Source organism: Pseudomonas protegens, assembly GCF_003363755.1.
GTDB lineage: Bacteria > Pseudomonadota > Gammaproteobacteria > Pseudomonadales > Pseudomonadaceae > Aquipseudomonas > Aquipseudomonas danubii.
Genome location: NZ_CP031396.1, coordinates 1033659 through 1054373, shown reverse-complemented (window position 1 = coordinate 1054373; position 20715 = coordinate 1033659). Strand labels below are relative to the sequence as shown.

Below are 20715 nucleotides of genomic sequence, written 5' to 3'. Positions count from 1 at the left end.
AAGGTGAGTTGCTGTTCATTGGCGACGCCGGCAAGGCTTGGGAACTAGGTCAGATTCAACCCGCCGTCCGAGAGGAGTATCTCGCCGGTCAAGTAATCCGACTCGACCAGCATGATCACGGCGTGGGCGATGTCATCTGGGCTGGCGGCCCTGCGCATCGGGGCGCGAGTTCGCCACAACTCTTGGGCATCGGTCCACTCTGCGGTCATGGGCGTGTCGACCAAGCCTGGCGCCACAGCGTTTACGCGAATGTCTGGCCCCAGCGATAACGCGAGCAAGCGGGTCATGTGATTCAGCGCGGCTTTGCTGACCGCATAGGGAATCGATGCGCCTTTAGGACGGATACCGGCATGTGAACTGATGTTCACGACACAACCCGCTCGCCGCTGACGGGCGGCATCGCGCAATGCCGACTCGGCCAATGTGACGAGGTGGAACGGTGCCACGACATTCACCTCGTTCAATTCGTGCCACACCATCGAGTTGGCCGAGGCAAGGTCGCCGTGGGGAATGACTCTGCTAATACCAGCGTTATTGACCAATACATCGAGCTGCCCCCACGCGGCGATCGCCTCGTTAACAAGCCTGACTCTGTCAGCTTCGACAGCAAGATCGGCTTGTACATAAACAGCCTGCTTCATTTCAGCGGCCATAGCGCGTCCCGTATCCGCAGAAGTTCGCGAATGGAGCACCACCGCATAGCCTGCCTGGCTGAGTGCACGTGCAATGGCTGCACCGATGCCGGAAGTGGATCCTGTCACCAACGCGACGCGTAATCCGTTATCGATTGTCGGATTGGGGGTCATATGGACTTCTCTGAGGGGTTGCTGGAAAGCCGTTATCGGAGCACCAAGCGGGCAAGGTTGGAACGGGTCGGCGTAACCAGGCACGCGCCTTGTTCATCAGCGTCTATTTCCCTGAGGGCCGAGTAGAGCGCCGCATGATAAGGGCTGCCGATTCCAAGTCCAGCATTCTGTCCGTTGGGCAGGTCGACGGGAGCCCTGTATGCGCAAAGATGGGAGCAGGGTTGCCGTTGAATCCGACGCCTGTTAGACAGCCGGCCCAAAGTGTCGCCAAGGACTGCAATCAATGTTTCTGCTAATGATGGTTCTCTCGCTCTGGGCGGAGGATCCCGCCTATGTCGTCAACGAAGAACACTGCAAATTCGGGCATTTTGTTGAGTTACCGAAGGACAAGAGACAGGGGCGGCTGATCAAGGCGTGCATCTATCGAATGGAAGGTAAAACCCCGCCTCTTTTTGAACGCGTGCAGGCCAATCCTGTTCGGCCACTGACAGAACTCATGAAGGCGCCTGCTGAATTACGCTAACGCGGCTTGGCTAACCGTCCGCTGGAACTTGAGGAAAGTGCTGTGGGGAGGCTGATTTTATTTCAGGCATGACTTTGATGAAGTCCTGTGCCGCTGCACGTTATGCCAGGAGAACAGACTTCAGAGCGTAGTAGCGATTGCCAGGGCCAGTTGTTCGTCGGTCATGTACGGCGGGCCATAGGCCGAGTGGTAGTAGCGAACGGCTTGCTCGAATTGAGCGCCGCGAATCTCGCCATCTGAGCCTACGAATGCCGGTGCATCAGCCTTGGCAGGCTGGAATTGCTTCACCGCCAGCTCAGATAGTCCGGTTGTTCCTGAAAGAAGCAAGGTTGGAGCCAGCGTTATCATCATCATCGAGTTTTGATAGGAGCCCTTGTTTTCCGCCGCGGCTTGAGCACCGGTCAATGCCAGGATGACGAACACTAGAGTTTTCCATTTATGCATTCCTCACCGCTTCCTTGCTGCCTGCCGAATAGTGGCGCAACGATACCAAGGTGGGTCGCTGTATAGATAGAAGAATCCCGGTGCCGGGCCGGGCTCGATACGGAGGCCTGTCAATCATCAGCCGTTGTTCACCACATCGCCCCCGGCGGGTTTGGTCGTAGGCTCTATCAGTTCCGCCCCGTGGTTCCTGACGTTGCCGATGGCGGTGCTGACTCTGAACCATTCGAAGGCGTCGGCGGGCTCACCCTGGTGCAAGGCCATCTGTTCGGCGCGCTCCTTCGGCGTGGCCGGATCGAGCCATTCCCGGGCCTGCTCCGGCGCCAGGACCACCGGCCGGCGGTCGTGAATATCGACCATACCGCCCTGAGCGTCGGCGGTGATGATCACAAAGCCGTCGTGCTCTGCGCGGCCTCGCTTTGGATCCGGAAGTTGTCCGATCGAGGCACAGAGGATGGGGGAGCCGTCGCGGTGCCGGATCAGGTAGGGCTGCTTCTTCGCGCCGCCTTCATCCACCCACTCGAACCAGTTGTCGATCGGGCATAGGGCTCGGTGCGGCCAGATCTGGCGGAAGAACGGACCGTGGGCCACTTTTTCGACCCGGGCATTGACCGGGGCTGCGCGATCATCCGCCCAGTGCGGCCGCCAGCCCCAGCGCACGGCGTCGGCATGCAACGCTTCGCCGGCAACATGGAAGAGGGCAAGCTGCATTGTCGGCGCTGCGTTGTAGCGCCCCAGGGGCTGGTCGCCAACGCTGTTGACCAGTGCCCCTGGCATGCTCAGGGCAGCGACGAAGTCGTGGATACCGCGATACTGAGAAAGTCTTCCGCACATTGCTGTGCCCTCACGCTAGGAGCGTAAGCATAGCGCCGCCTGTGGGCTTCTATTCATCAGCGCGCTCAGTGGTGAAGAGATTTGGCATGGCGCAGTTTGGCTTGGACATCAATGGCGTTGAGGAGGTTGACGGGGCCCTCTATGCGCCAGCGTGGTGGTACCGCGTCGGGTCGATTGCCTTCAAGGTGTTCCGATCGGGCTTCCTGGTGAAAATCGCACCCCGGAAAACTGCGGCCATGGCTGAGTTTTACCCGGCGTACCTGCACTACGGGGTGAAGCGCGGCAGGCGTCTGGGCAAGCTGGCGCCAGGAACGGGCAAAGGAAAGTCCAACCGGCGAGCTGCTGGCGCGCGTGCGGCTATAGCCGAGCGTGCAGCGGGGGAGTGGCGTATCAAGCCACGTGACAACTACATGGCTGATGCGCTGCAGGACTCCAGCTCTGATGTGAAGGGTATTCTCAGTGCGGCCTTCGCTAGCGCCTTGCGCTGAAAGCGGGTGATGCCTGCTCTGAAGATGCGCTACGATCCGCGGTCCATTGGAAGGAGGTCAAAAGGAATGATCGGTCGTTTAGCTGTGTGCGCTCTTCTGGCTGCGCAAGTGGTGCCTGCATTCGCGGCAAAGGATGAAGTCGAGTATTTGATCCCGGAGGACTGGGATTCGAAAAAAGACGAGGCTAAGCCTGCCGGCGGCTTGCCTCTGACTTCGAAGGAACTTGAGTCTGGAATGAAAAAGAGATTCAAGGAGGTTCCGCAGTGTTCAGGCGTTGCGTTTGGTAAGGCCCAAGCCATGAAGAATGGTGAGGTGATTTACCAAACCTTGAGCTTGAAGGGGGCCCAGCTGGAGATGTTTGTTGAAATCAACAGTGCTGGGAAGGTAGGCAATGCCAAGTTCCTGGGTAGCAAGGGAGCAAAGGACGATCCCGAACTTCGTCTCATGATGTGCTCGACCTACGCCGTTATGCGCACTTTGCAGCCTGAACTGGAGTCGTCTGAAGCTGCGCTGAAAAGCTCCTCCCGAGCGTGGACTTTGTCAAAGCAAAAGCCATTTGAAATGGCCTTCTATTTCAACAAGATCAAAACCCAGTACGTGCCCTTTGAGATGAACGTCTACTGAAGTTTGCTGCTCGGTTGAAAAGTAAATCCAGCGGACTCTGGGTTTCTTTGGCTTTGAGATTCTGGAGAGTTATCGGTGTTACAGACGTTGTGGATGTTGCTCAATTGGGAGGTTTGGGAGTCACTTGCAATAGTTTCTATCCCATTTCAGCTGTTTGTCTGGGTTGGGGTTATGGTCACAATGCTTATCATTCGTTTCCGTGGCCGCATTCCTATCTTTTGGGCCAATCTGTTGGCGGGCGGGGTTGCTGGGCTGGCAGCTATGCAGGTTTGTATGATGTCGGCACCTTATGCGCTCGATTACAAGGATTACCGCGAGAGCGTTCGGAAGTTGGAGGCTCAGGAGCGCTTACAGCGACAACAGGAGTCGCCAGATGTTGATGCGCCGCCTGTTGAGTTGGCGGGGGGGATGGCAGGACTGGAGTCAATGAAGATTTTTATGGCACTGGTTTCATACCGGGCAGATTCCAAACAGCCCCAGGAGAGTGACCAGCAACCGGAAGAAAAGGAGTTCTGAATCGCCCCGGCCAGTACATCTCATTCTTTGGCTACCTGCGAGTGCATCTCTGCGAGCTTGAAGGCGTTGTGCCGGCTTTCGCGCAGCAGGCGGGTCAGCTCCGCGATTTCGTTCTCCAGCAACAGGATGTGCTGCTTGCAGGTTTCAAGGGGCGAAGGAATGCCCAGCCAATCGGCTGTGTCGTCTTCGGTGTGCACGGTACTACCTCGAATACCATGCTGTATGTGCATACAGTGATCGAGGCTTGAGCCAGGCGCGATTTGCGCCGACGAACTTTAGGGGGTAGGGGTGGTGTACGGTCGGCAGAACGCCGGAGACGGGCTACAGCAGTATGCACAATCGGCATATTGCGGTTGCATTGGATTGAGGCGAAAGCCTCTCAAAAAGAGCAAAGTATTCGGACGCGTCCAAAAATGCTTGAGCTGGGTCGACGTGGCGAGGTCAGGAGTAAAATCCCCCAGACACAAAAAAGCCCTGAAAAATCAGGGCTTTCTCGTTGAGATTTGGCGGAGGCGTAGAGATTCGAACTCTAGGACCTGTTACAGTCGGCGGTTTTCAAGACCGCTGCCTTAAACCACTCGGCCACACCTCCAGATCGCATTGCGGGCGCCATAATACCCGAATGAAACACACTGTCAAACTCTCTGCATAGCGAGTTACAGAGCCTCTGTTATCATCCTTGCCACTAAATGTTTCCCCCAACAGGAGTGTCGCCATGCGCGAACAGGATTACGCAGTTAACAACGGCGTGCAGGCCGAGCAGCTAGAGGTTAGCCGCGTCCTGCGCAACACTTATGGCTTGCTGGCCCTGACCCTCGCGTTCAGCGGTGTCATGGCTTATGTGGCGCAGCAGATGCGGGTCGGCTACCCGAACATCTTCGTGGTGCTGATCGGCTTTTACGGTCTGTTCTTCCTCACCAACAAACTCCGCGACTCGGCCTGGGGCCTGGTCTCGGCGTTCGCCCTGACCGGCTTCATGGGCTTTTTGCTCGGCCCGATCCTCAACCGTTACCTGGGCATGCAGGGCGGTGCTGAAGTCGTTAGCTCGGCCTTCGCCATGACGGCGCTGGTGTTTGGTGGTCTGTCGGCCTATGTGCTGATCACCCGCAAGGACATGAGCTTCCTCGGTGGTTTCATCACCGCTGGTTTCTTCGTGTTGATGGGCGCCGTGCTGGCCAGCCTGTTCTTCCAGATCAGCGGTCTGCAGTTGGCGATCAGCGCCGGTTTCGTGCTGTTCTCCTCGGTGTGCATCCTGTTCCAGACCAGCGCCATCATCCATGGCGGCGAACGCAACTACATCATGGCCACCATCAGCCTGTATGTATCGATCTACAACCTGTTCGTCAGCCTGCTGCAGCTGTTCGGCATCATGGGCCGCGATGACTGAATCCGGTTGTTGAGCCAATAAAAAAAGCCCGCTTCGGCGGGCTTTTTGTTGTCCAGGTTTCAAGCGTGACAAGGTTTCAAGGGCTGTGCAGCTGCAAGCGTGCGCTGGCCATGGCGTCCTTGTTGACCTCGATGGAGAACGACAGCACGGCGACTTGCTGCTGCTCCAACTGGTCGATCCAGGTGATCAGGCCGTTGAGAGGCCCCTCCAGACTGAGGTTGACCCGTCCTTCATCCTCCTGGTCCATGCGTTCCAGGTTGAGCCCGGCCTGGCTGCTGGAGCGTGCCAGCATGCCCGGCAGGGCATCACCGGAAATGACTGGGCCACGAAGTGCGGAGGTGCTGACGGGCAGCCGTTGTAGATCTAAAAGCAATTGCGTTTCCTCGGTATAGCGTTGCTCGGCCAGGGCCAGAGCCTGTTGTTGCGGTTGCCAGAGTAGATAGAGGCTGGTCAGGCCAGCGAAGACCACCAGGGCTTGTACCGCCCGTTGTTCGCGCTTTGCCAGACGCTGCCAGCGTTGTCGGAGTGGGGTCGCCAGGGCGGTCCTGGTCGGAGTCGTGGCGCTGGATGGATTCACGTCTTACTCCTTGATTTGAAAACGCGCGGAGACGCCTTGAGCGTCCCGCACGGATGAGTCGGTGCTGACGCTCAGGCCCTGGTTGATCAGGCCCTCGCGCAGCATTTGCAGATCGGCAAAGGCCGGGGCGCTCACTTGCAGGCTCCAGCCTTCCTCGGCCTGGTAATCCAGACGCTGGATCATCGACAGCGCGCCGCCACTGGCGACCCATTGCTCCGCCAGTTGCGACAGACGCAGGGCTACGCCCGGTGTTTCCTGCACCTGTTGGCGTTGCTTGAGCCGCACCTGACGCGCCAGATCGGCGGTAACCGGTTCATCGGCAAAGCGCTCTTGCCACAGACTCTGGCTGGCGGCGTGCAACTGGTCGCTGCGTTGCTCCAGGTACAGCCGGTGCCCGATGTTCTGCAACAGATGGGCGCCGCCGGCAATCGCCAGCACCAGTAGCGTCAGGCGCCAGGGCTTCGCTTTACGGGTGCGGCGCTGGAATTGGCCCTGGCACAGGTCGATTGCCTGCAGGCTGCCCTGGCTGAGCACTTGCCAAGGCTGCTCTTCGACCTGCCAGTGCTGCGGTTCCAGGCCGTCGATGCCCGGGGCCTGGGCGCCTTGCCACAGTAGCCCGTCCGGCACCAACCGGCTCAGGTCGCCGAGCTCCTGGTCGCTGAGGGTCAGGCGCAGTGGGGCGCTGCCGCCCAACAGCCAGCGGCCGTCCCAGGCCAGGGCTCGTGGCCGGTCCTGGGGCAGGCAGTCGGCATCGATGTGCATGCGCGCCGGGTGCAGTCCGTGTTCGGCCAGGCGCTTGAGGCAACGCTGCAGGCGCTCGCGATTGATGACCAGCACCGAGCAGTGACGTCGCTCGCGCAATGGGCCATGGGCCATGTGCAAGTGCTCGACGTCGTCGATCAGGTGTTCTTCCAGGGCACTGTGCAGCGCCTGGCGCAACCAGCGACCGCTGCGGGCCGGGACGCTGACTTGATGAAAACTGGCCATTTCCATCGGCAGCAGCAGGACAAATCCATGCTCGCGAAGCTGTTCGGCGGCCTGTTCCAGGCTGCCTTGCTGGGGCGTGCTGCCGGCTGACCACCAGTGGCAACGCCACGGGGTGTCGCCGGTGGTATGGGGCGAAAGGTAAAGCCAATGGCTCATCAATGGTTACTCGGTAAGCAGATGGGCGTTGGACGGTCCGGGGAGCAGCGTGCGCTGTTGCACCCGGACCTGTTCAGCGTTCATGACGCGCAGGTCGCTGACCAGGCGCAGGCGTCGGCCATGCAGTTCAACGTCGATGGTGGCGCGGAACTGGCGACTGTTGACGCTCAGCCCGCGAGGGGTAATGTCCCGGCCCTGGAGCATGGGGTTGGCGAGGAACGCGGCGACCGTGGGATAGCCCTTGCTCGGGCGCGATTGGGCCAGGGTCTGGGCGGTCGGCAGGTCGATGCCTTCGATGCTGGCCAGCACCAGGGCGCTGGCGGTATTGAGGTTGATGTGGGCTTGTTCATAGGCCGCGACCAGTGGCGACAGGCGTTGCAGGGTGGCGCGATCGACTTCCGGCAATTGTCGCAGCTCGCTGATGTCGCTCAGGGGTAATGGGCGGCCCAGGCGATCAAGAGGGCGCGACAGCGCCGCCGGGTCGTGGGGCTTGATCTGGGCCAAGGCCAGCAGCCGCTGGTAGCGGGCACGGGGGATGACATCGTCCTGCACCAGCGCGCTGTTGAGATTGAAGCGCGCGCCCAGATCGACGATCTGGATCGCCATCCTGCCCCCTTCGATCGGGAACGCCGGGGCCGGTCGGGCCCAATGCTGGCCCAGATGGGTCACCAGCAGGCCGCCTTCGCTGCGGGCATCTTCCTGCAACTGGCTACGGGCCCAGCTTTCGCCACTCAGGGCCAGTTGCCAGAGCTGCTGGTGTTGCACCAGGTGGCTGCTGCTGGCGAGGCTGAGCCGCTGGCGGGCGAGCATATTGCTCACCACCAGGGTCACCAGCGCGGTGATCAGCAACACGCTGAGCAAGGCAACGCCGCGCTGTGCACGAGGCTTATTCACGGGGGGGCGTCCTCGTCCACTTCGGCGCCGCCGGGGAGCAGAATGACCCGGCGGATATGCGGGAAGCCGGGCGCGCTCAGCTCAATGTCCACGGCGGCCGGCAGGCTCAGGGCCTCGCTGCCGATGGGCCAGCTGTCATGGGGCAGGCCCAGGGCGTCGATGAAGCGCAAGTGGACCAGCTCGACCCCACTGAGCAAGGGTTGCACCTGGCTAGGGCTGTCTCGTTCCAGGCCCTGGGTTTCGCGAATCCATTCGCCGTCGCTCAAGCGATGGTTGACCTGCAACAGATCGCTGCGCGGAGCGTCCAGGGGGTTGCGCCAGCCGCCGCGCAGCAGGCGCAGCCCCTGGTGCTGGCTGATCAGCGCCTGGCTATGGCTGTGGTCGTCCTTGAGGGCGTGACGCTGCACTTGCACCAGATCACGCTCCAGCAGACTCAGGGCCCGTTGCAGGTGGCGCAACTGCTGTTCCTGGGTCTGGATGCGCTGGTCGCTGCGCATCACCCGATCCAGCAACTGATAGGTCGCCAACCCCAGGAGGCTGAAGATGGCGATGGCCACCACCACTTCCAGCAAGGTGAAGCCGCGCTGGTTCATGGGTTGGCCTCGACGTAACCCAGCAGCTGCGCGCGGCTGTATTGCCGGGCCCGTTGCGGGTCCTGCTCGGCCGAGACCCGCAGGCTGACCTTGAGCAACCGCGAGTCCGGGGCCGCCTCGATCTCGCTGAACAGCCACCAGTTGCGCCCGCCAAACTCGACCTGTCGTTGCTGGCGCCCAAGGGTGCGCGGCTGCATGCCGCTGCGCAGTTCATTGAGGTAGTTGTCGGCAATCCAAGTGGCTTGGGTGCGTTCGGCCAGATTGCCGCTGTTGATGGCCACATGCTGGATCGCACTGAACAGCGCAATCGACACCGTGGCGAAAATCGCCAGTGCCACCATCACTTCCAGCAGGGTAAAACCCCGCTCAGTTCGCGGTTTCAAGTCGGGGCTCCTGTATGCCGTCGCTGGACAGGGTCAGCAACGGAGTGTTGCGGTGCTCGATCCACAGGGTGAAGGCGCTGGTTTCATCGCTGGACAGCACCAGCAGTTGGGGCAGGGCGCTGCGACTAACCGCCTGGCCCAGGGCCGGGCCGGCTTCGGCAACCTCAAGGCGCAGGCGCAGGTTGTCGGGCAGGCTCTGGGCCCGCCAGTCGCGGTCGGCCAGCCACTGTCCCTGTTCATCCAGGCGCAGCACGGAGTAGGCGTCGGGTTCGATGCGCAGTCCGTAGTCGCTGTTGCTCAACACCGCCTGCTGGCGTAGCAGTTGCAGCAGCGCCAGCAGACGATCGCCTTCACGGCGCGCCTGGCGGCTGGCGGAGTCGGGGTTGATCAGGCCGATCATGCCCGCGGACAGGGCGATGATCAGCACCACCACCAGTACTTCGACCAGAGTGAAGCCCTTGGCGTGGGAGCGTTGCACCGCTCAGCGGTCCCAGTTGCCGATCTCGGCGTTCAGGCCGTCGCCGCCGAGCTTGCCGTCGGCGCCAAAGGAGAACAGGTCATAGCCCGTGCCGCGGGCGCCTGGCACGCGGTACTGGTAGGCATTGCCCCAGGGATCGATGGGCAGGCGCTTGAGGTAGCCGTCGGGGTTCCAGTTGCGTGCCGGCGGGTTGCCGCTGGGCTTGCTGACCAGGGCTTCGAGCCCTTGCTGGCTGCTGGGGTACTGATGGTTGTCGAGCTTGTAGATGTCCAGGGCCATGGCAATGGCCTTGATATCGCTCTGGGCGGCGGCGCCCTTGGCCTGGTCGGGACGGCTCATGATCTGGGGCACCACCAGGGCCGCGAGGACCCCGAGAATGACCACCACCACCATGATTTCAATCAGGGTAAAACCGCGTTGTTTGTTCTGAGTCTGCACGTAGGGGGTTCCGCATTCAGGTAATCAATTGGTTCAGGCTGAGGATCGGCATCAGGATCGCCAGCACGATGATCAGCACCGAGGCGCCCATGAACACCAGCATCGCCGGTTCGAACAGGCCCACCAGCAAGGCAATGCGGTTGGCCAGTTGTTCTTCCTGCTGCTTGGCGGCGCGTTCGAGCATGCTGTCCAGCTCGCCGGAGCGTTCACCGCTGGCGATCATGTAGAGCATCATCGGCGGGAAACTGCCGTTGAGTTCCAGGGCTCGGGTGAGGCTGATACCTTCGCGCACCCCCCGGACGATGTCTTTCAGACCGGTACGAATTTTCTGATTGGCCACCACTTCGCTGGCGATGGACAGGGCGTCCAGCAGTGGCACGCCGCTGCGTCCAAGAATCGCCAGGGTGCTGACAAACCGCGTGCAGTTGCTGGCCCGGATCAGCCGGCCCAGCAGCGGCAGTTGCAGCACCAGGGCATGCCAGCGCTCGCGGGTGGCCGGGTTGCGGACGGCGGCGCGGGCGGCCAGTACCAGGGCCGCCACCAGCAGCAGCAGGAGCAGGCCATAGTCCTGCAGGAAGGCGCTGCTGGCGATCAGGCCCCGGGTCAGCAGCGGCAGTTCCTGGCCACTGTCGATGAACACCTTGACCACGTCGGGCACCACGAAGCCCAGCAGGAAGCCGACGATGCTGACGGCCGCCAACATCAGGATGCTCGGGTAGAGCATGGCCAGCTGGATCTGCTGACGGGCCGCTTGCTGGGCTTCGGTGTAGTCGGCCAGGTTGATCAGCACCTGACCCAGGTGTCCGGAGCGTTCGCCGGCGGCCACCGTGGCCCGGTACAGATCCGGGAAGGCCCGCGGGTAGGCCGCCAGGGCCACCGCCAGGCTATAACCCTCCAGGACCCGGGAGCGGATGGCCAGGAGCATGCTCTTGATCCGCTGTTTCTCGCACTGCGCGGCGACCGCGGCCAGCACCTCCTCCAGGGGCAGGGCGGCTTGGACCAGGGTCGACAACTGGCGGGTGAGCAAGGCCAGTTCGGCGCTGCTCAAGCCGCCTCCGGACACCTGCAGCAAGCCTTTGCCACGCACGCGCTTGCTCTGCGCGGCGCTGACCTTGAGGATCACCAACTGGCGCTCGCGCAACAGTTGCCGGGCATGGCGCGGGCTGTCGGCTTCCACCACGCCGGTGGATTTTTTGCCGGCGGCGCACATGGCCAGGTATTCGTAAGCGGCCATGATCAGTCCCTCTGGGTCACGCGTAGCAGTTCTTCCAGGCTGGTCTGCCCCTGCAACACCATGGCCTGGCCGTCGTCGAACAGGCTGGCGCTGTGCTGGCGCGCATGCTCCAGCAGTTGGTACTCGCCGGCGCCGGTGTGGATCAGCTGGCGCAAGGTGTCGTCGAACAGCACCAGCTCATAGATGCCGCGACGTCCGCGATACCCCGAGTGCTGGCAGGCGCTGCAGCCCTTGGGCCGGTACAGCAGCGGCGCGGCGTCGGCGCTCAGTCCCAGGCGTTCGCAGGCGGCGGCATCGGCGCTGTGGGGCTCCTTGCACTCCGGGCACAGCAGGCGCACCAGGCGCTGGGACAACACCCCCAGCAGTGAGGTGCAGAGCAGGAAGGGTTCGATGCCCATGTCCACCAGGCGGGTCACGGCGCCGATGGCGCTGTTGGTGTGCAGGGTCGAGAGCACCAGGTGCCCGGTGAGGGAGGCCTGCACGGCAATTTCCGCGGTTTCGCGGTCGCGGATCTCGCCCACCATCACCACGTCCGGGTCCTGACGCAGGATGGCCCGCAAGCCCCGGGCGAAAGTCATGTCGACCTTGGCGTTGACCTGGGTCTGACCGATCCCGGTCAGGTGGTACTCCACCGGGTCCTCGATGGTCAGGATGTTGCGTTCCAGGCTGTTGAGGCTGGCCAGCCCGGCATACAGCGTGGTGGTCTTGCCGGAGCCGGTGGGGCCGGTGACCAGGAGAATACCGTGGGGTTTGTGCAGGGCGATTTCCAGGCGCTGGCGCACCGTCTCATTCATCCCCAGGTGGCTCAGGTCGAGGCGCCCGGCCTGTTTGTCCAGGAGGCGCATCACCACCCGTTCGCCATGACTGGAGGGCAGGGTCGAAACCCGTACATCCACCTCATGACCGGCGATGCGCAAGGCAATCCGCCCGTCCTGGGGAATGCGCTTCTCGGCGATGTCCAGCTTGGCCATGACCTTGATCCGCGACACCAGCAGGGTCGCCAGCTCGCGGCGCGGGCGCAGCACTTCACGCAGCAGGCCGTCGACCCGCAGGCGCACCGACAGGTGTTCTTCGAAGGCTTCCAGGTGCACGTCGGAGGCCTTGCTCTTGACCGCCTCGCTGAGGATCGCGTTGATCAGGCGGATGATCGGCGCGTCATCCTCCTGTTCCAGCAGGTCAGTGGTCTTGGGCAGTTGCTCGGCCAGGCTGTTGAGATCGAACTCTTCGTCGAACTGCTCGCCCAGGCCGTCGGCCACCTGCTTGGCGCCGTTCTGTCCGTCGCGGTAGTGAGCGGCCAGGCGCTGGGCGAAGGCTTCGTCGTCCAGCACCTGGCTGCGCAGCAACGCGCCGTTGAAACGGCGCACTTCGGCCACCACCGACAGCGGCGTACTGGCGCGGCAATACAGCACCGCGCCGTCTGCCTGATGGTCCAGCACCACGCCGTGGCGGCGCGCGTAGGCAAAGGCCAGACGCGCGTCTTCGTGGGTGGCGATCATGGCTGGCGCTGGGCGCCGGGGGCGCGCATGTCGATCAGGCCTGCATCGCCATCGCGCTGGGCGTCGAACAGGCGGTGGGCGTCGGCAGGCAACTGGCCGCCGGTCTTGCCGTCCGGGCTGCGCAGCGAGCGCATGTTGTTGTACTTGTGCTGGCTCATCTGCTCGGTGCTGGCGGCGTTGCGCAGCAGGGTCGGACGCAGGAACACCATCAGGTTGGTCTTCTCGTTGACTTCCTTGCTGCTGCTGAACAGGCGGCCGACCCAGGGAATGTCCCCCAGCAGCGGCACCTTGCTGACCTGGACCTTGACGTTGTCCTTGATCAGCCCGCCGAGGACGATGATCTGCCCGTCGTTGGCCAGGATGGTGCTCTTGACCGAGCGCTTGTTGGTGATCACGTCGCTGGTGTTGATGCCCGGCGGCGCGGCGGCCAGCTCGGAGCTTTCCTGCTCGACATTCAGGCGCAGGAAGTTGCCTTCATTGATATGTGGCGTGACCTTGAGGGTGATCCCCACATCCTTGCGTTCCACCGTGGTGAAGGGGTTGCTGGCACCGGCGGTGTCGGTGGTGTAGGAGCCGGTCTGGAACGGCACGTTCTGGCCGACGAGGATTTCCGCCGCTTCGTTGTCCAGGGTCAGCAGGCTCGGGGTGGACAGCAGGTTGTTGTTGGAGTCGCTGGACAGGGCGGTGATCAGCGCGCCGAAGTTGCTGCCGCCGATGCCGATGATCGCGCCATCGGGCAGGTTCGGGCGCTTTTCGTCCTGCAGGCTGTTGAGCAGGGTGCCGATGGACAGGCCGGCGCTATTGAAGTTGGCGGCGGCGGACAGCTTGCCGCGGTTGCCGGCCCATTGCACGCCGAGGGCCTGGTTGATGTCGCCGCTGACTTCGACGATCGCCGCTTCCACCAGCACCTGGGCCCGGGGCCGGTCCAGCTCGTTGATGATGCTTTCGAAGGTCGCCAGCTGGGCCGGCGAGGCCATCAGCACCAGGGCGTTCTGGCTGGTGTCGGCGCTGACCAGCACCGGGCTGTCGGGTTTCTGGCTGTCGCCGCCACGGTTGCCGGACTCCATGCGCTTGCCAATGCCGCTGAGCAGTTCTTCGAGCTTCTTCGCATCGCTGTGGTTGAGCCGGCGCACCCGCGCGGTGTCGCCGACATTGGTCGGTACATCCAGGCTCTGTGCCAGACGCTGCATCTGCTGGCGGACCGGCGCCGGGCCCACCAGGATCAGGCGGTTGCTGCGCGAGTCGCCAATGGCCTTGGCGCTGGTCATCGCACTGTTGCTGTCGGCCAGGCTGTCGGTCAGGGTCTTGGCCACTTCGGTGGCCCAGGCGTGCTTGAGCTGCACGATGCTGAACTGCCGGCCACCGGCGTTATCCAGCTCGTTGATCACCAGGCGCACCCGCTCGACGTTGTTGGCGCTGTCAGAAATCACCAGGGCGTTGGAGGTGGTGGAGGGCGCCATGTAGGCGTCCGCGGCCACCAGCGGGCGCACCGCGCTGGCCACTTCGCTGGCGTTGGCATTGTTCAGTTCGATGACCTGGGTCACGAACTCTTCACTGGCGCCGCTGGGCTCGGCGTGGGCCTTGGTCTTGGCTTCGGCCACCGGCAGGATCAACACCCGGTCGCCCTGGTCCATGGCGACAAAACCCTGGCTGCGCAGGGCGGTGAGAAACAGCGAGTAGATGCCCTGCTGATCCATGGCGGTGCTCGATTGCACCGTGACCTTGCCGTTCAGGCGCGGGTCCAGAATCATCGTCTTGCCGGTGATCTGGCCCACTTCGTTGACCAGGTCGCGCAGCTCGGCGTCCTTCATGTTCAGGGTCCATTGCTGGGCCGCGGCGGTTTTTTCCGTGGCGTACACGGGATTGATCAGGGTGCCCAGGGTCAGCAGGGACCCGGCGATAAAGGCTCGATTCATGATGCTCCAGGGGATTGCACAGACGGTTGCAGCAGGCTCCCGCTGCCTGGCTGTGGATGGGGTTGGGCCGCGGCGGCGTCCTCTGCCTGCGGGGTCAGCAACGGCGTTGCGTGCTGGGGCAGGCTCAGGATCAGTTCCTCGCCAAAGCGTTGCACTCGCACTTGGTCGGTGCCGATCTGGCGCAGGCTGCCCCCGCCCGGCAGGGGCTCGCCGATGCCATAGAAGCGGCTGCCTTCCGGCGATTCGATCAGGGCCCGGGACTGCTCCGGGTGAGCGGCCACCAGGCTGGCCAGCAGGCTCAGCGGCACCGGGGGCAGGTCGCTTGGGTGCTCTTGCAACTGGACGCCGAACAGCCGGGCGATGGCTTGCGGGTCGGGCTGGGACCGGGGGGCCGCCGGCACCACGGCGGGCGCCTGCAGGCTCGCCGGGTTCAGGCTTTGCCGGAACTGCCAGCTGCCGTACGCCAGCCACGCCAGCCAGGCCGCCAGAAACGACAAGGCGCCGACCAGCAGGCCAGCGCGAAGCGAGGGGCGAAGGGCGCTCATAAGCACAGGCGTCTCGGCAGGTTTTCACCCTGCCGGAGCAGGGTTCTTGAATAGGGGGTTGAGCTCATGGGGGGGCTTGACCGCTAACAAGGAGCGTGGCGCCGTGGCGCCACGCTCGGGTGGTTGACGCTATGACTTACTTGGCGTTCCAGGCCGACTGCCAGGCGAAACCTACGCCCGGCTCGTAGGCGTTGGAGCCGCTGGTCCACTGGGTGCACCAGCCGGCGACGGCGCCAGGCTTGCACTCATAGGTCTTGCCGTCCTTGGGTTGCAGGACCACGGTGCCGGCCTTGTAGGATTTCAGGCCATTGGGGAACACGTAGTCGTACTTGGCGCCGCCTTCACCGCCGTTGCCGCCTTCGTTGCCACCTTCACCACCGCCGGCTTCGGCCTTGAGGGTGAAGCGGGCGGACTTTTGCAGCACTTCGCCTTTCTTCGAGGTGGCCACGACCACCAGGTCGTAGACCCCGGGGCTGACATTGTTCAGCGGCATGGAGAAGTGCGGGGTGTTGCCGGCCGGCGCTTGCTGGAAGGTCACGCTTTCGCCTTTGGCGTTGAACACGGTGGCCTTCACGGTGTAGTCGCCGTTCTTGGCGATGGCGTTGAAGTGCAGTTCGGTCTTGCCGTCTTTCAGGGTGTATTCGGACTGCATGCCGGTGATGGACAGCTCGCCCGGTTTGGCGGCCTGTTCCTTGTCGATCATCACGTTGACGATGTCGCTGCCTTTCTTGACCAGGATTTCGTTCCTGCCGAAGTTCGGCACCACTTCGTCCTTGTCGTTGAGCAGGCCCATCTGGTAGCCCTGCTTGGCGGCATTGACCTTCTTCGCCAGCTCGCGCGGCCAGACGTCGGCCTTGGCCAGTTCGGCGCTATCGATGTTCAGCACCACTTGCTTGGCGTGGAGCTCGCCCTGTGCGTTGAAGACGCGAGTCTTGACCTTGTCGCCGATGCTCAGGGCTTCAGGTTGTACCGCGCCCACGGTGTTCCAGTTCGACGGGATGACCGCGCCATTGTCGATGTTCAGGTCGACCACGCTGTAGAAGGTGGCGTCGGTGTCGTTGACTTTCCAGGTGGCCAGCAGCACGTGGTAACCGGAGCGATCAGACGGGATGTCCACGGTGTGATGGGTTTTGCCTTCGGACGGGGCTGGGACGGTGCCGGACGGCCATGGCTGATCCAGCAGCGGGGTCATCTCGAACGAGTCGCGGGTCAGTGGCTGGTTCGGGTTCCAGTCTTTTTTGGTGATGTAGAACTGCCAGTAGCGAGTGGCGTGACCGGCTTTGTAGTGCCAGGTGAAGTTCTGCGGGCCCGGCTTGATGGTGGTCTTGGCCCAGCGGGTAGCACTCTGCTCGTTGATCGGGGAGAAACGCACCAGGCCGCCGGCGGCGATGGTGCCGTTAGCCGGGCCGCATACCTTGAAGTCGCCGGTGCAGGCCTGGGCGTTGCTTGGAAAGTGCTCGAGATCGTTACGGCCGGGCACGCCGATGTACTCGGTGCTTTGTGGCTCGTACATCACTGGACCGCAGTTGACGTTCAGTCTGCCGCCATCGGAACTGCACATGAAGGCGCGGGACTTGGGGCTTTCGATGTAACCGTGGGCCGAGGCTTGCTGGGCGGCCAGTCCCGCCGTCGCCATGGCGATGACGATCGGCAGTTTGAGGAAGGAGCGAGTCCGGTTGGAGTTGATCATGCTGTATGCCTTGAGCAATTGAAAAATGAGTGTTGAAGCGCTGCGAGGAGCCGGTGATGGGGGAATGGGACACCTTGGAGGTCCGCTGTTCCGGCAGCCTTGCCAGCGAGCACAGGCTACGTGCTGCTCCCGGGTGTTCCCATGGGACGAGTACGAGAGTCAAAGGGCTCTAGAACAAGCTTTTGCTGGATTCTTGGCGGATCGGCGCGACCCGTCTGACGGGCCTTTGCAGGCGTGCAAAAGCGCGCCGGCCGGATAAAAAAAATGAGCGTGACGCTTGCGCGTCACGCCCCAAGGAGCAACTGGGGAGTTGCCGGATTACTTGAGGATCCAGGCCATCTGCCAGTGAGAGCCGGTGCCGGGTTCGTACTGGGTCACGCCGGCCTTCCACTGCACGCAGTAGCCGCTGTACGGGAACGGCTTGCACTGGTAGGTCTTGCCGTTCTTGGGCTGCAGCACCAGGGTGCCGGCCTTGTAGGATTTCAGGCCTTCAGGGAACACGTGGTCGTACTTGGCCGGCGTCTCGGGAGTGGTGCCGCCCTCGTTGCCACCGCCGCCCGGGGTTTCCTCAACCTCTGGCTCGGCCTTGAGCTTGAAGCTGATGGTCTCTTGCAGCAGCTCGCCTTTCTTCGACTTGGCCACCACCACCAGATCGTACTGGCCCGCTGTCACGCCTTTGAGCGCGAGGCTGAAGTGCGGCGCATTGTTGCCACTGTCGGCTTGCTGGTGAGCAACGGTTTCGCCCTTGGCATTGACCACGCTGGCGGTGATGGTGAAGTCGCCGTTCAGAGCGATGGCGTTGAAGTGCAGGTCGACCTTGCCGTCCTTCAGGCTGTACTCGGACTGCATGCCGGAGACCTTGAGTTCAGCCGGTTTGGCGGCTTGTTCCTTGGCGATCAGCACGCTGTTGATATCGCTGTTCTTGTTGACAAAGATGCTGTTCTTGCCGAACTGCGGCACCACCTGGTCCTTGTCGTTGAGTTCGCCGATCTGGTAGCCGAGCTTGGCCTGGTTGACCTTTTCCGCCAGCGCCTTGGGCCAGTTGCTTTCCTTGGCCAGTTCCGCGCTGTCGATGTTCAGGGTGACCTGCTTGGCCGACAGTTCGCCCTGGTCGTTGAACACCCGGGTCATGACCTTGTCGCCGATGCTCAGGGCCTCGGGTTGAACGGCACCGATGTTCTTCCAGCTCGACGGCGCGACTTCGCTGTTCTCGATGTTCACGTCCACCACCTGATAGAAGGTGTTGGTGTTGTCGCCCACCATCCAGGTGGCCAGGACGATGTGGTAGCCGCTGCGGTCGGCCGGAATGTTGACCTTGTGGCTGGTGAGGCCGCCGGTCTTGGTCGGCAGGGTGTTGTTCCAGTTGTCGGTCAGCAGCGGCGCCGCTTCGAACGAATCACGGGTCAGTGGCTGGTTGGGGTTCCAGTCTTTCTTGGTGATGTAGAACTGCCAGTTGCGCGTGGCGTGTACCGCGGTGTAGCGCCAGTCGAAGGTGTTCAGCCCGGGCTTGATGCTCATCTTGGTCCAGCGGCTGGCGGTCTGTTCGTTGAGTTTGGCGAAATGGCGCAGGCCACCGGCGGCAATGGTGCCGTTGGCTGGGCCGCAGCGGGTGAACTCACCGTGGCAGGCTTGGGCGGTGCTGGGGAAACCGTCGCGGCTGGCGTTGGCCAGGTATTCGACGCTCTGTGGCTCGTAGGCTACCGGGCCGCAGTTGGTGTTCAGGTTGCCGCCCTTGGCGCTACACATGTACGAGCGGGACTTGGGGTTTTCGATATAGCCGTGCGCGGCCGCTTGTTGTGCGCTGAGCGCGGCCATGCTGATGGCCATTGCCAGAGGAAGTTTGAGGAATGAACGGGCTTTGTGCAGCGTGATCATCGCTTAATCCTTGGTTGTGCGTTATTGGGGTCAACAGGCATCGATTGACAGTGCGGTTACTCGCAGTGAGCTCGGCGGGGGATGGTCAGTGCTCGATGGCCGTGGCCAGAGTAAGAGGCCGTCTTCGGCGCTTGAATGGGACCAGTACGAGAGTGTGCGGGCAGGACTGGGGCTACAGAGGGAGCAGAAAAACGTGGCGCCGGGGCGCCACGTTCAAGGGGTTGGCAATCAGTGTTTACTGGCGCGTCCAGCCCCATTCCCAGGCACTGCCGACGCCCGGCTCGAACACGTTCATGTTGCTCGTCCACTGCTTGCAGTAGCTGCTGGAAGGCAGCGGCTTGCATTCATAGACCTGGCCGTCCTTGGGTTGCAGAACCAGCGTTCCGGCCTGGTAGGACTGCAGTCCCTGAGGGAAGACGTAGTCATACTGGGCGCTGACGTCGGCCGGATTTTCCGGCTTCTGCTCGACGACCTCGGGCGTGACCTTGAAGCTGGCGGTTTTCTGCAACAGGCGGCCTTTCTTGGAGCTGGCCACAATGACCAGGTCGTATTGGCCGGGCTGGATGTCCTTCAGCGTGGTGGCGAAGTGGGGGGCGAGGTTGCCGACATCGCCGTATGCCTGCTGGATACGCTTGCCTGCTGCGTCAAAGATTTCCAGGGACATGAAGTAACTGTCGTTCGGGTCGGTGTGTTCGAGCACGGCATTGAGGTGCAGCTCGACCTGGCCGTTCTTGATCGGGTACTCCTTATGCAGGCTCAGAACGCTCAGTTCAGTGGTGCGCTCGGCAAGGGTGCGGTCCACCAGGACGCTGGTGATGCCGCTGTCTTTCTTGGCGAAGATGGTGTTCTTGCCCAGTACCGCAACCACCTGGTCCTTGGCGTTCAGATCACCCATCTGGTAGCCGAGGTTGGCGGCGTTGACCTTCTTCGCCAGTTCCCGGGTCCAGGTGTTCTTGTCCGCCATGGCGGCCGAGGTAATGTCCAGGGTCACCTGTTTGGCCAGTTGTTCGCCTTGCGCGGTAAAGACCCGGGTCCTGACCTTGTCGCCGACTCCCAGTGCTTCGGGCTGCACCGAACCGATATCGGTCCAGATCGACTTCGCGACTTCGGCCTCGGGCTTGGCAGGCGCGCCGGCGTTATCGATGTTCAGGTCCACCACTTGATAGAAGGTGTTGCTGTTGTCAGCCACCATCCAGGTAGCCAGGACGATGTGATAGCCGCTGCGATCAGCCGGGATGTTCACCTTATGGCTGGTTTTACCCCCGGCCTTGGCCGGCATGGTGTTGTTCCAGGTATCGGTGAGCAACGGCGTTGACTCGAACGAGTCGCGAGTCAATGGCTGGTTGGGGTTCCAGTTCTTCTTGGTGATGTAGAACTGCCAGTTGCGCGTGGCGTGTGCCGCGGTGTAGCGCCAGTCGAAGGTGTTCAGCCCAGGCTTGACGGTGACTTTTTTCCAGCGCGTGGAGGTTTGTTCGTTGAGCTTGGCAAAGGCGGCCAGTCCGCCCGCGGCGATGGTGCCGTTGGCTGGGCCGCATTGGGTAAAGGCGCCGTGGCAGGACTGCCCGGCGCGTGGGAAGTCCGCGCGGCTGCCGCCTGTCAGGTACTCGATGCTCTGCGGTTCATACGTTGCGCTGCCGCAGTCCTTGTTCAGGTTGCCACCGGCATTGCTGCACAGGAATGCCCGGGATTTCGGGCTTTCGATGTAGCCGTGTGCACCTGCCTGTTGCGAAGCCAGAGCCGCCATGCCCATGGCGATGACCAGAGGCAGTTTAAGGTGGGTGCGAGCTCTTTGTGAGGTAACCATCTGGTATTGATCCTTACCTTGAAATAGTGG

At 62.4% G+C, this 20715-nt stretch carries 23 protein-coding genes and 1 tRNA gene; 5 read left to right on the top strand and 19 right to left on the bottom strand.

Annotated elements, in window-relative coordinates; genetic code table 11:
* Positions 1–44: 44 nt before the first annotated feature.
* Positions 45–806: an SDR family NAD(P)-dependent oxidoreductase gene (locus tag DWF74_RS04390; protein WP_102864794.1), complete on the bottom strand. Its 762-nt coding sequence runs from the start codon at positions 804–806 to the stop codon at positions 45–47.
* Between the two features lie 283 nt (positions 807–1089).
* Between DWF74_RS04390 and DWF74_RS04385 the strand changes: the two genes are divergently transcribed.
* Entirely contained in the window at positions 1090–1329 is a 240-nt protein-coding gene (locus DWF74_RS04385) for a hypothetical protein (protein ID WP_102864795.1), read from the top strand.
* Between the two features lie 120 nt (positions 1330–1449).
* On the opposite strand, the gene DWF74_RS04380 is transcribed toward DWF74_RS04385, so the two are convergent.
* A complete protein-coding gene (locus DWF74_RS04380; protein WP_115580443.1) occupies positions 1450–1773 on the bottom strand; it encodes a DUF2388 domain-containing protein in 324 nt (107 codons plus the stop codon).
* Positions 1774–1890: 117 nt separating this feature from the next.
* The gene (locus tag DWF74_RS04375; protein WP_115580442.1) at positions 1891–2604 is read right to left on the bottom strand and encodes an SOS response-associated peptidase family protein; all 714 of its coding nucleotides are present in this window, start codon (positions 2602–2604) and stop codon (positions 1891–1893) included.
* An 86-nt stretch (positions 2605–2690) separates the two neighbouring features.
* On the opposite strand from DWF74_RS04375, the gene DWF74_RS04370 reads away from it, so the two are divergent.
* From DWF74_RS04370 to DWF74_RS04360, 3 genes are all read left to right on the top strand, one after another.
* Complete coding sequence (locus tag DWF74_RS04370) at positions 2691–3092, top strand: hypothetical protein (RefSeq protein ID WP_205413520.1); 402 nt, start codon at positions 2691–2693, stop codon at positions 3090–3092.
* A gap of 66 nt (positions 3093–3158) precedes the next feature.
* Positions 3159–3716 carry a hypothetical protein gene (locus DWF74_RS04365; RefSeq protein WP_115580441.1) on the top strand — a complete coding sequence of 186 codons (558 nt, stop codon included), beginning with the start codon at positions 3159–3161 and terminating at the stop codon, positions 3714–3716.
* Between the two features lie 93 nt (positions 3717–3809).
* A complete protein-coding gene (locus tag DWF74_RS04360; protein WP_162884072.1) occupies positions 3810–4232 on the top strand; it encodes a hypothetical protein in 423 nt (140 codons plus the stop codon).
* 20 nt (positions 4233–4252) lie between these two features.
* On the opposite strand, the gene DWF74_RS30375 is transcribed toward DWF74_RS04360, so the two are convergent.
* The gene (locus tag DWF74_RS30375) at positions 4253–4462 is read right to left on the bottom strand and encodes a hypothetical protein (RefSeq protein WP_162884071.1); all 210 of its coding nucleotides are present in this window, start codon (positions 4460–4462) and stop codon (positions 4253–4255) included.
* Between the two features lie 274 nt (positions 4463–4736).
* A tRNA-Ser gene (locus DWF74_RS04355) sits at positions 4737–4824 on the bottom strand.
* A 123-nt stretch (positions 4825–4947) separates the two neighbouring features.
* Between DWF74_RS04355 and DWF74_RS04350 the strand changes: the two genes are divergently transcribed.
* Positions 4948–5619, top strand: coding sequence for a Bax inhibitor-1/YccA family protein (locus DWF74_RS04350; protein WP_011062013.1), 672 nt, complete (start codon positions 4948–4950; stop codon positions 5617–5619).
* A 76-nt stretch (positions 5620–5695) separates the two neighbouring features.
* Here DWF74_RS04350 and gspM read toward each other — a convergent pair whose 3' ends face one another.
* The 14 genes from gspM to gbpA (DWF74_RS04280) all read right to left on the bottom strand — a co-directional run bounded on the left by gspM (position 5696) and on the right by gbpA (DWF74_RS04280) (position 20685).
* Entirely contained in the window at positions 5696–6196 is a 501-nt protein-coding gene (gene gspM / locus DWF74_RS04345; RefSeq protein ID WP_240322029.1) for a type II secretion system protein GspM, read from the bottom strand.
* 3 nt (positions 6197–6199) lie between these two features.
* Positions 6200–7339, bottom strand: coding sequence for a type II secretion system protein GspL (gspL, locus tag DWF74_RS04340; protein ID WP_102864801.1), 1140 nt, complete (start codon positions 7337–7339; stop codon positions 6200–6202).
* A 6-nt stretch (positions 7340–7345) separates the two neighbouring features.
* A complete protein-coding gene (gene gspK / locus DWF74_RS04335) occupies positions 7346–8233 on the bottom strand; it encodes a type II secretion system minor pseudopilin GspK (protein ID WP_162884070.1) in 888 nt (295 codons plus the stop codon).
* Positions 8230–8826, bottom strand: a complete 597-nt coding sequence (gspJ, locus tag DWF74_RS04330) for a type II secretion system minor pseudopilin GspJ (protein WP_115580440.1) — start codon at positions 8824–8826, stop codon at positions 8230–8232. The genes gspK and gspJ overlap by 4 nt, the downstream gene beginning before the upstream one ends.
* On the bottom strand, positions 8823–9209 hold the full coding sequence (gspI, locus tag DWF74_RS04325) for a type II secretion system minor pseudopilin GspI (protein ID WP_240322028.1): 387 nt from the start codon (positions 9207–9209) through the stop codon (positions 8823–8825). The genes gspJ and gspI overlap by 4 nt, the downstream gene beginning before the upstream one ends.
* On the bottom strand, positions 9193–9687 hold the full coding sequence (gspH, locus tag DWF74_RS04320; protein ID WP_162884069.1) for a type II secretion system minor pseudopilin GspH: 495 nt from the start codon (positions 9685–9687) through the stop codon (positions 9193–9195). Before gspH ends, gspI begins: the two co-directional genes overlap by 17 nt.
* A gap of 3 nt (positions 9688–9690) precedes the next feature.
* Entirely contained in the window at positions 9691–10080 is a 390-nt protein-coding gene (gspG, locus tag DWF74_RS04315; protein WP_222933766.1) for a type II secretion system major pseudopilin GspG, read from the bottom strand.
* A 61-nt stretch (positions 10081–10141) separates the two neighbouring features.
* Positions 10142–11359 carry a type II secretion system inner membrane protein GspF gene (gene gspF / locus DWF74_RS04310; RefSeq protein ID WP_115580439.1) on the bottom strand — a complete coding sequence of 406 codons (1218 nt, stop codon included), beginning with the start codon at positions 11357–11359 and terminating at the stop codon, positions 10142–10144.
* A 2-nt stretch (positions 11360–11361) separates the two neighbouring features.
* Positions 11362–12855, bottom strand: coding sequence for a type II secretion system ATPase GspE (gene gspE, locus DWF74_RS04305; RefSeq protein WP_115580438.1), 1494 nt, complete (start codon positions 12853–12855; stop codon positions 11362–11364).
* Positions 12852–14771 (bottom strand): type II secretion system secretin GspD, encoded by a 1920-nt coding sequence (gspD, locus tag DWF74_RS04300; protein WP_060844044.1) that lies wholly within the window; start codon positions 14769–14771, stop codon positions 12852–12854. The genes gspE and gspD overlap by 4 nt, the downstream gene beginning before the upstream one ends.
* Positions 14768–15316, bottom strand: coding sequence for a type II secretion system protein N (locus DWF74_RS04295; RefSeq protein WP_115580437.1), 549 nt, complete (start codon positions 15314–15316; stop codon positions 14768–14770). Before DWF74_RS04295 ends, gspD begins: the two co-directional genes overlap by 4 nt.
* Before the next feature lie 136 nt (positions 15317–15452).
* Positions 15453–17006: an N-acetylglucosamine-binding protein GbpA gene (gene gbpA / locus DWF74_RS04290; RefSeq protein WP_115580436.1), complete on the bottom strand. Its 1554-nt coding sequence runs from the start codon at positions 17004–17006 to the stop codon at positions 15453–15455.
* A gap of 318 nt (positions 17007–17324) precedes the next feature.
* Entirely contained in the window at positions 17325–18881 is a 1557-nt protein-coding gene (gene gbpA / locus DWF74_RS04285) for an N-acetylglucosamine-binding protein GbpA (RefSeq protein ID WP_115580435.1), read from the bottom strand.
* A gap of 235 nt (positions 18882–19116) precedes the next feature.
* Complete coding sequence (gene gbpA / locus DWF74_RS04280; RefSeq protein ID WP_115580434.1) at positions 19117–20685, bottom strand: N-acetylglucosamine-binding protein GbpA; 1569 nt, start codon at positions 20683–20685, stop codon at positions 19117–19119.
* Positions 20686–20715: the final 30 nt, after the last annotated feature.

What these genes read in the sequence shown, in the direction of transcription:
- DWF74_RS04360 (WP_162884072.1), top strand. Translation starts at nt 3,810, where the DNA reads ATGTTGCTCAATTGGGAGGTTTGGGAGTCACTTGCAATAGTTTCTATC.
- DWF74_RS04365 (WP_115580441.1), top strand. Translation starts at nt 3,159, where the DNA reads ATGATCGGTCGTTTAGCTGTGTGCGCTCTTCTGGCTGCGCAAGTGGTG.
- gspE (WP_115580438.1), bottom strand. Translation starts at nt 12,855, where the DNA reads ATGATCGCCACCCACGAAGACGCGCGTCTGGCCTTTGCCTACGCGCGC.
- gspJ (WP_115580440.1), bottom strand. Translation starts at nt 8,826, where the DNA reads ATGAACCAGCGCGGCTTCACCTTGCTGGAAGTGGTGGTGGCCATCGCC.
- gspF (WP_115580439.1), bottom strand. Translation starts at nt 11,359, where the DNA reads ATGGCCGCTTACGAATACCTGGCCATGTGCGCCGCCGGCAAAAAATCC.
- DWF74_RS30375 (WP_162884071.1), bottom strand. Translation starts at nt 4,462, where the DNA reads ATGCACATACAGCATGGTATTCGAGGTAGTACCGTGCACACCGAAGAC.
- DWF74_RS04380 (WP_115580443.1), bottom strand. Translation starts at nt 1,773, where the DNA reads ATGCATAAATGGAAAACTCTAGTGTTCGTCATCCTGGCATTGACCGGT.
- gspL (WP_102864801.1), bottom strand. Translation starts at nt 7,339, where the DNA reads ATGAGCCATTGGCTTTACCTTTCGCCCCATACCACCGGCGACACCCCG.
- gbpA (WP_115580434.1), bottom strand. Translation starts at nt 20,685, where the DNA reads ATGGTTACCTCACAAAGAGCTCGCACCCACCTTAAACTGCCTCTGGTC.
- DWF74_RS04375 (WP_115580442.1), bottom strand. Translation starts at nt 2,604, where the DNA reads ATGTGCGGAAGACTTTCTCAGTATCGCGGTATCCACGACTTCGTCGCT.
- DWF74_RS04385 (WP_102864795.1), top strand. Translation starts at nt 1,090, where the DNA reads ATGTTTCTGCTAATGATGGTTCTCTCGCTCTGGGCGGAGGATCCCGCC.
- gbpA (WP_115580436.1), bottom strand. Translation starts at nt 17,006, where the DNA reads ATGATCAACTCCAACCGGACTCGCTCCTTCCTCAAACTGCCGATCGTC.
- gspD (WP_060844044.1), bottom strand. Translation starts at nt 14,771, where the DNA reads ATGAATCGAGCCTTTATCGCCGGGTCCCTGCTGACCCTGGGCACCCTG.
- DWF74_RS04370 (WP_205413520.1), top strand. Translation starts at nt 2,691, where the DNA reads ATGGCGCAGTTTGGCTTGGACATCAATGGCGTTGAGGAGGTTGACGGG.
- DWF74_RS04350 (WP_011062013.1), top strand. Translation starts at nt 4,948, where the DNA reads ATGCGCGAACAGGATTACGCAGTTAACAACGGCGTGCAGGCCGAGCAG.
- DWF74_RS04390 (WP_102864794.1), bottom strand. Translation starts at nt 806, where the DNA reads ATGACCCCCAATCCGACAATCGATAACGGATTACGCGTCGCGTTGGTG.
- gbpA (WP_115580435.1), bottom strand. Translation starts at nt 18,881, where the DNA reads ATGATCACGCTGCACAAAGCCCGTTCATTCCTCAAACTTCCTCTGGCA.
- DWF74_RS04295 (WP_115580437.1), bottom strand. Translation starts at nt 15,316, where the DNA reads ATGAGCGCCCTTCGCCCCTCGCTTCGCGCTGGCCTGCTGGTCGGCGCC.
- gspG (WP_222933766.1), bottom strand. Translation starts at nt 10,080, where the DNA reads ATGGTGGTGGTGGTCATTCTCGGGGTCCTCGCGGCCCTGGTGGTGCCC.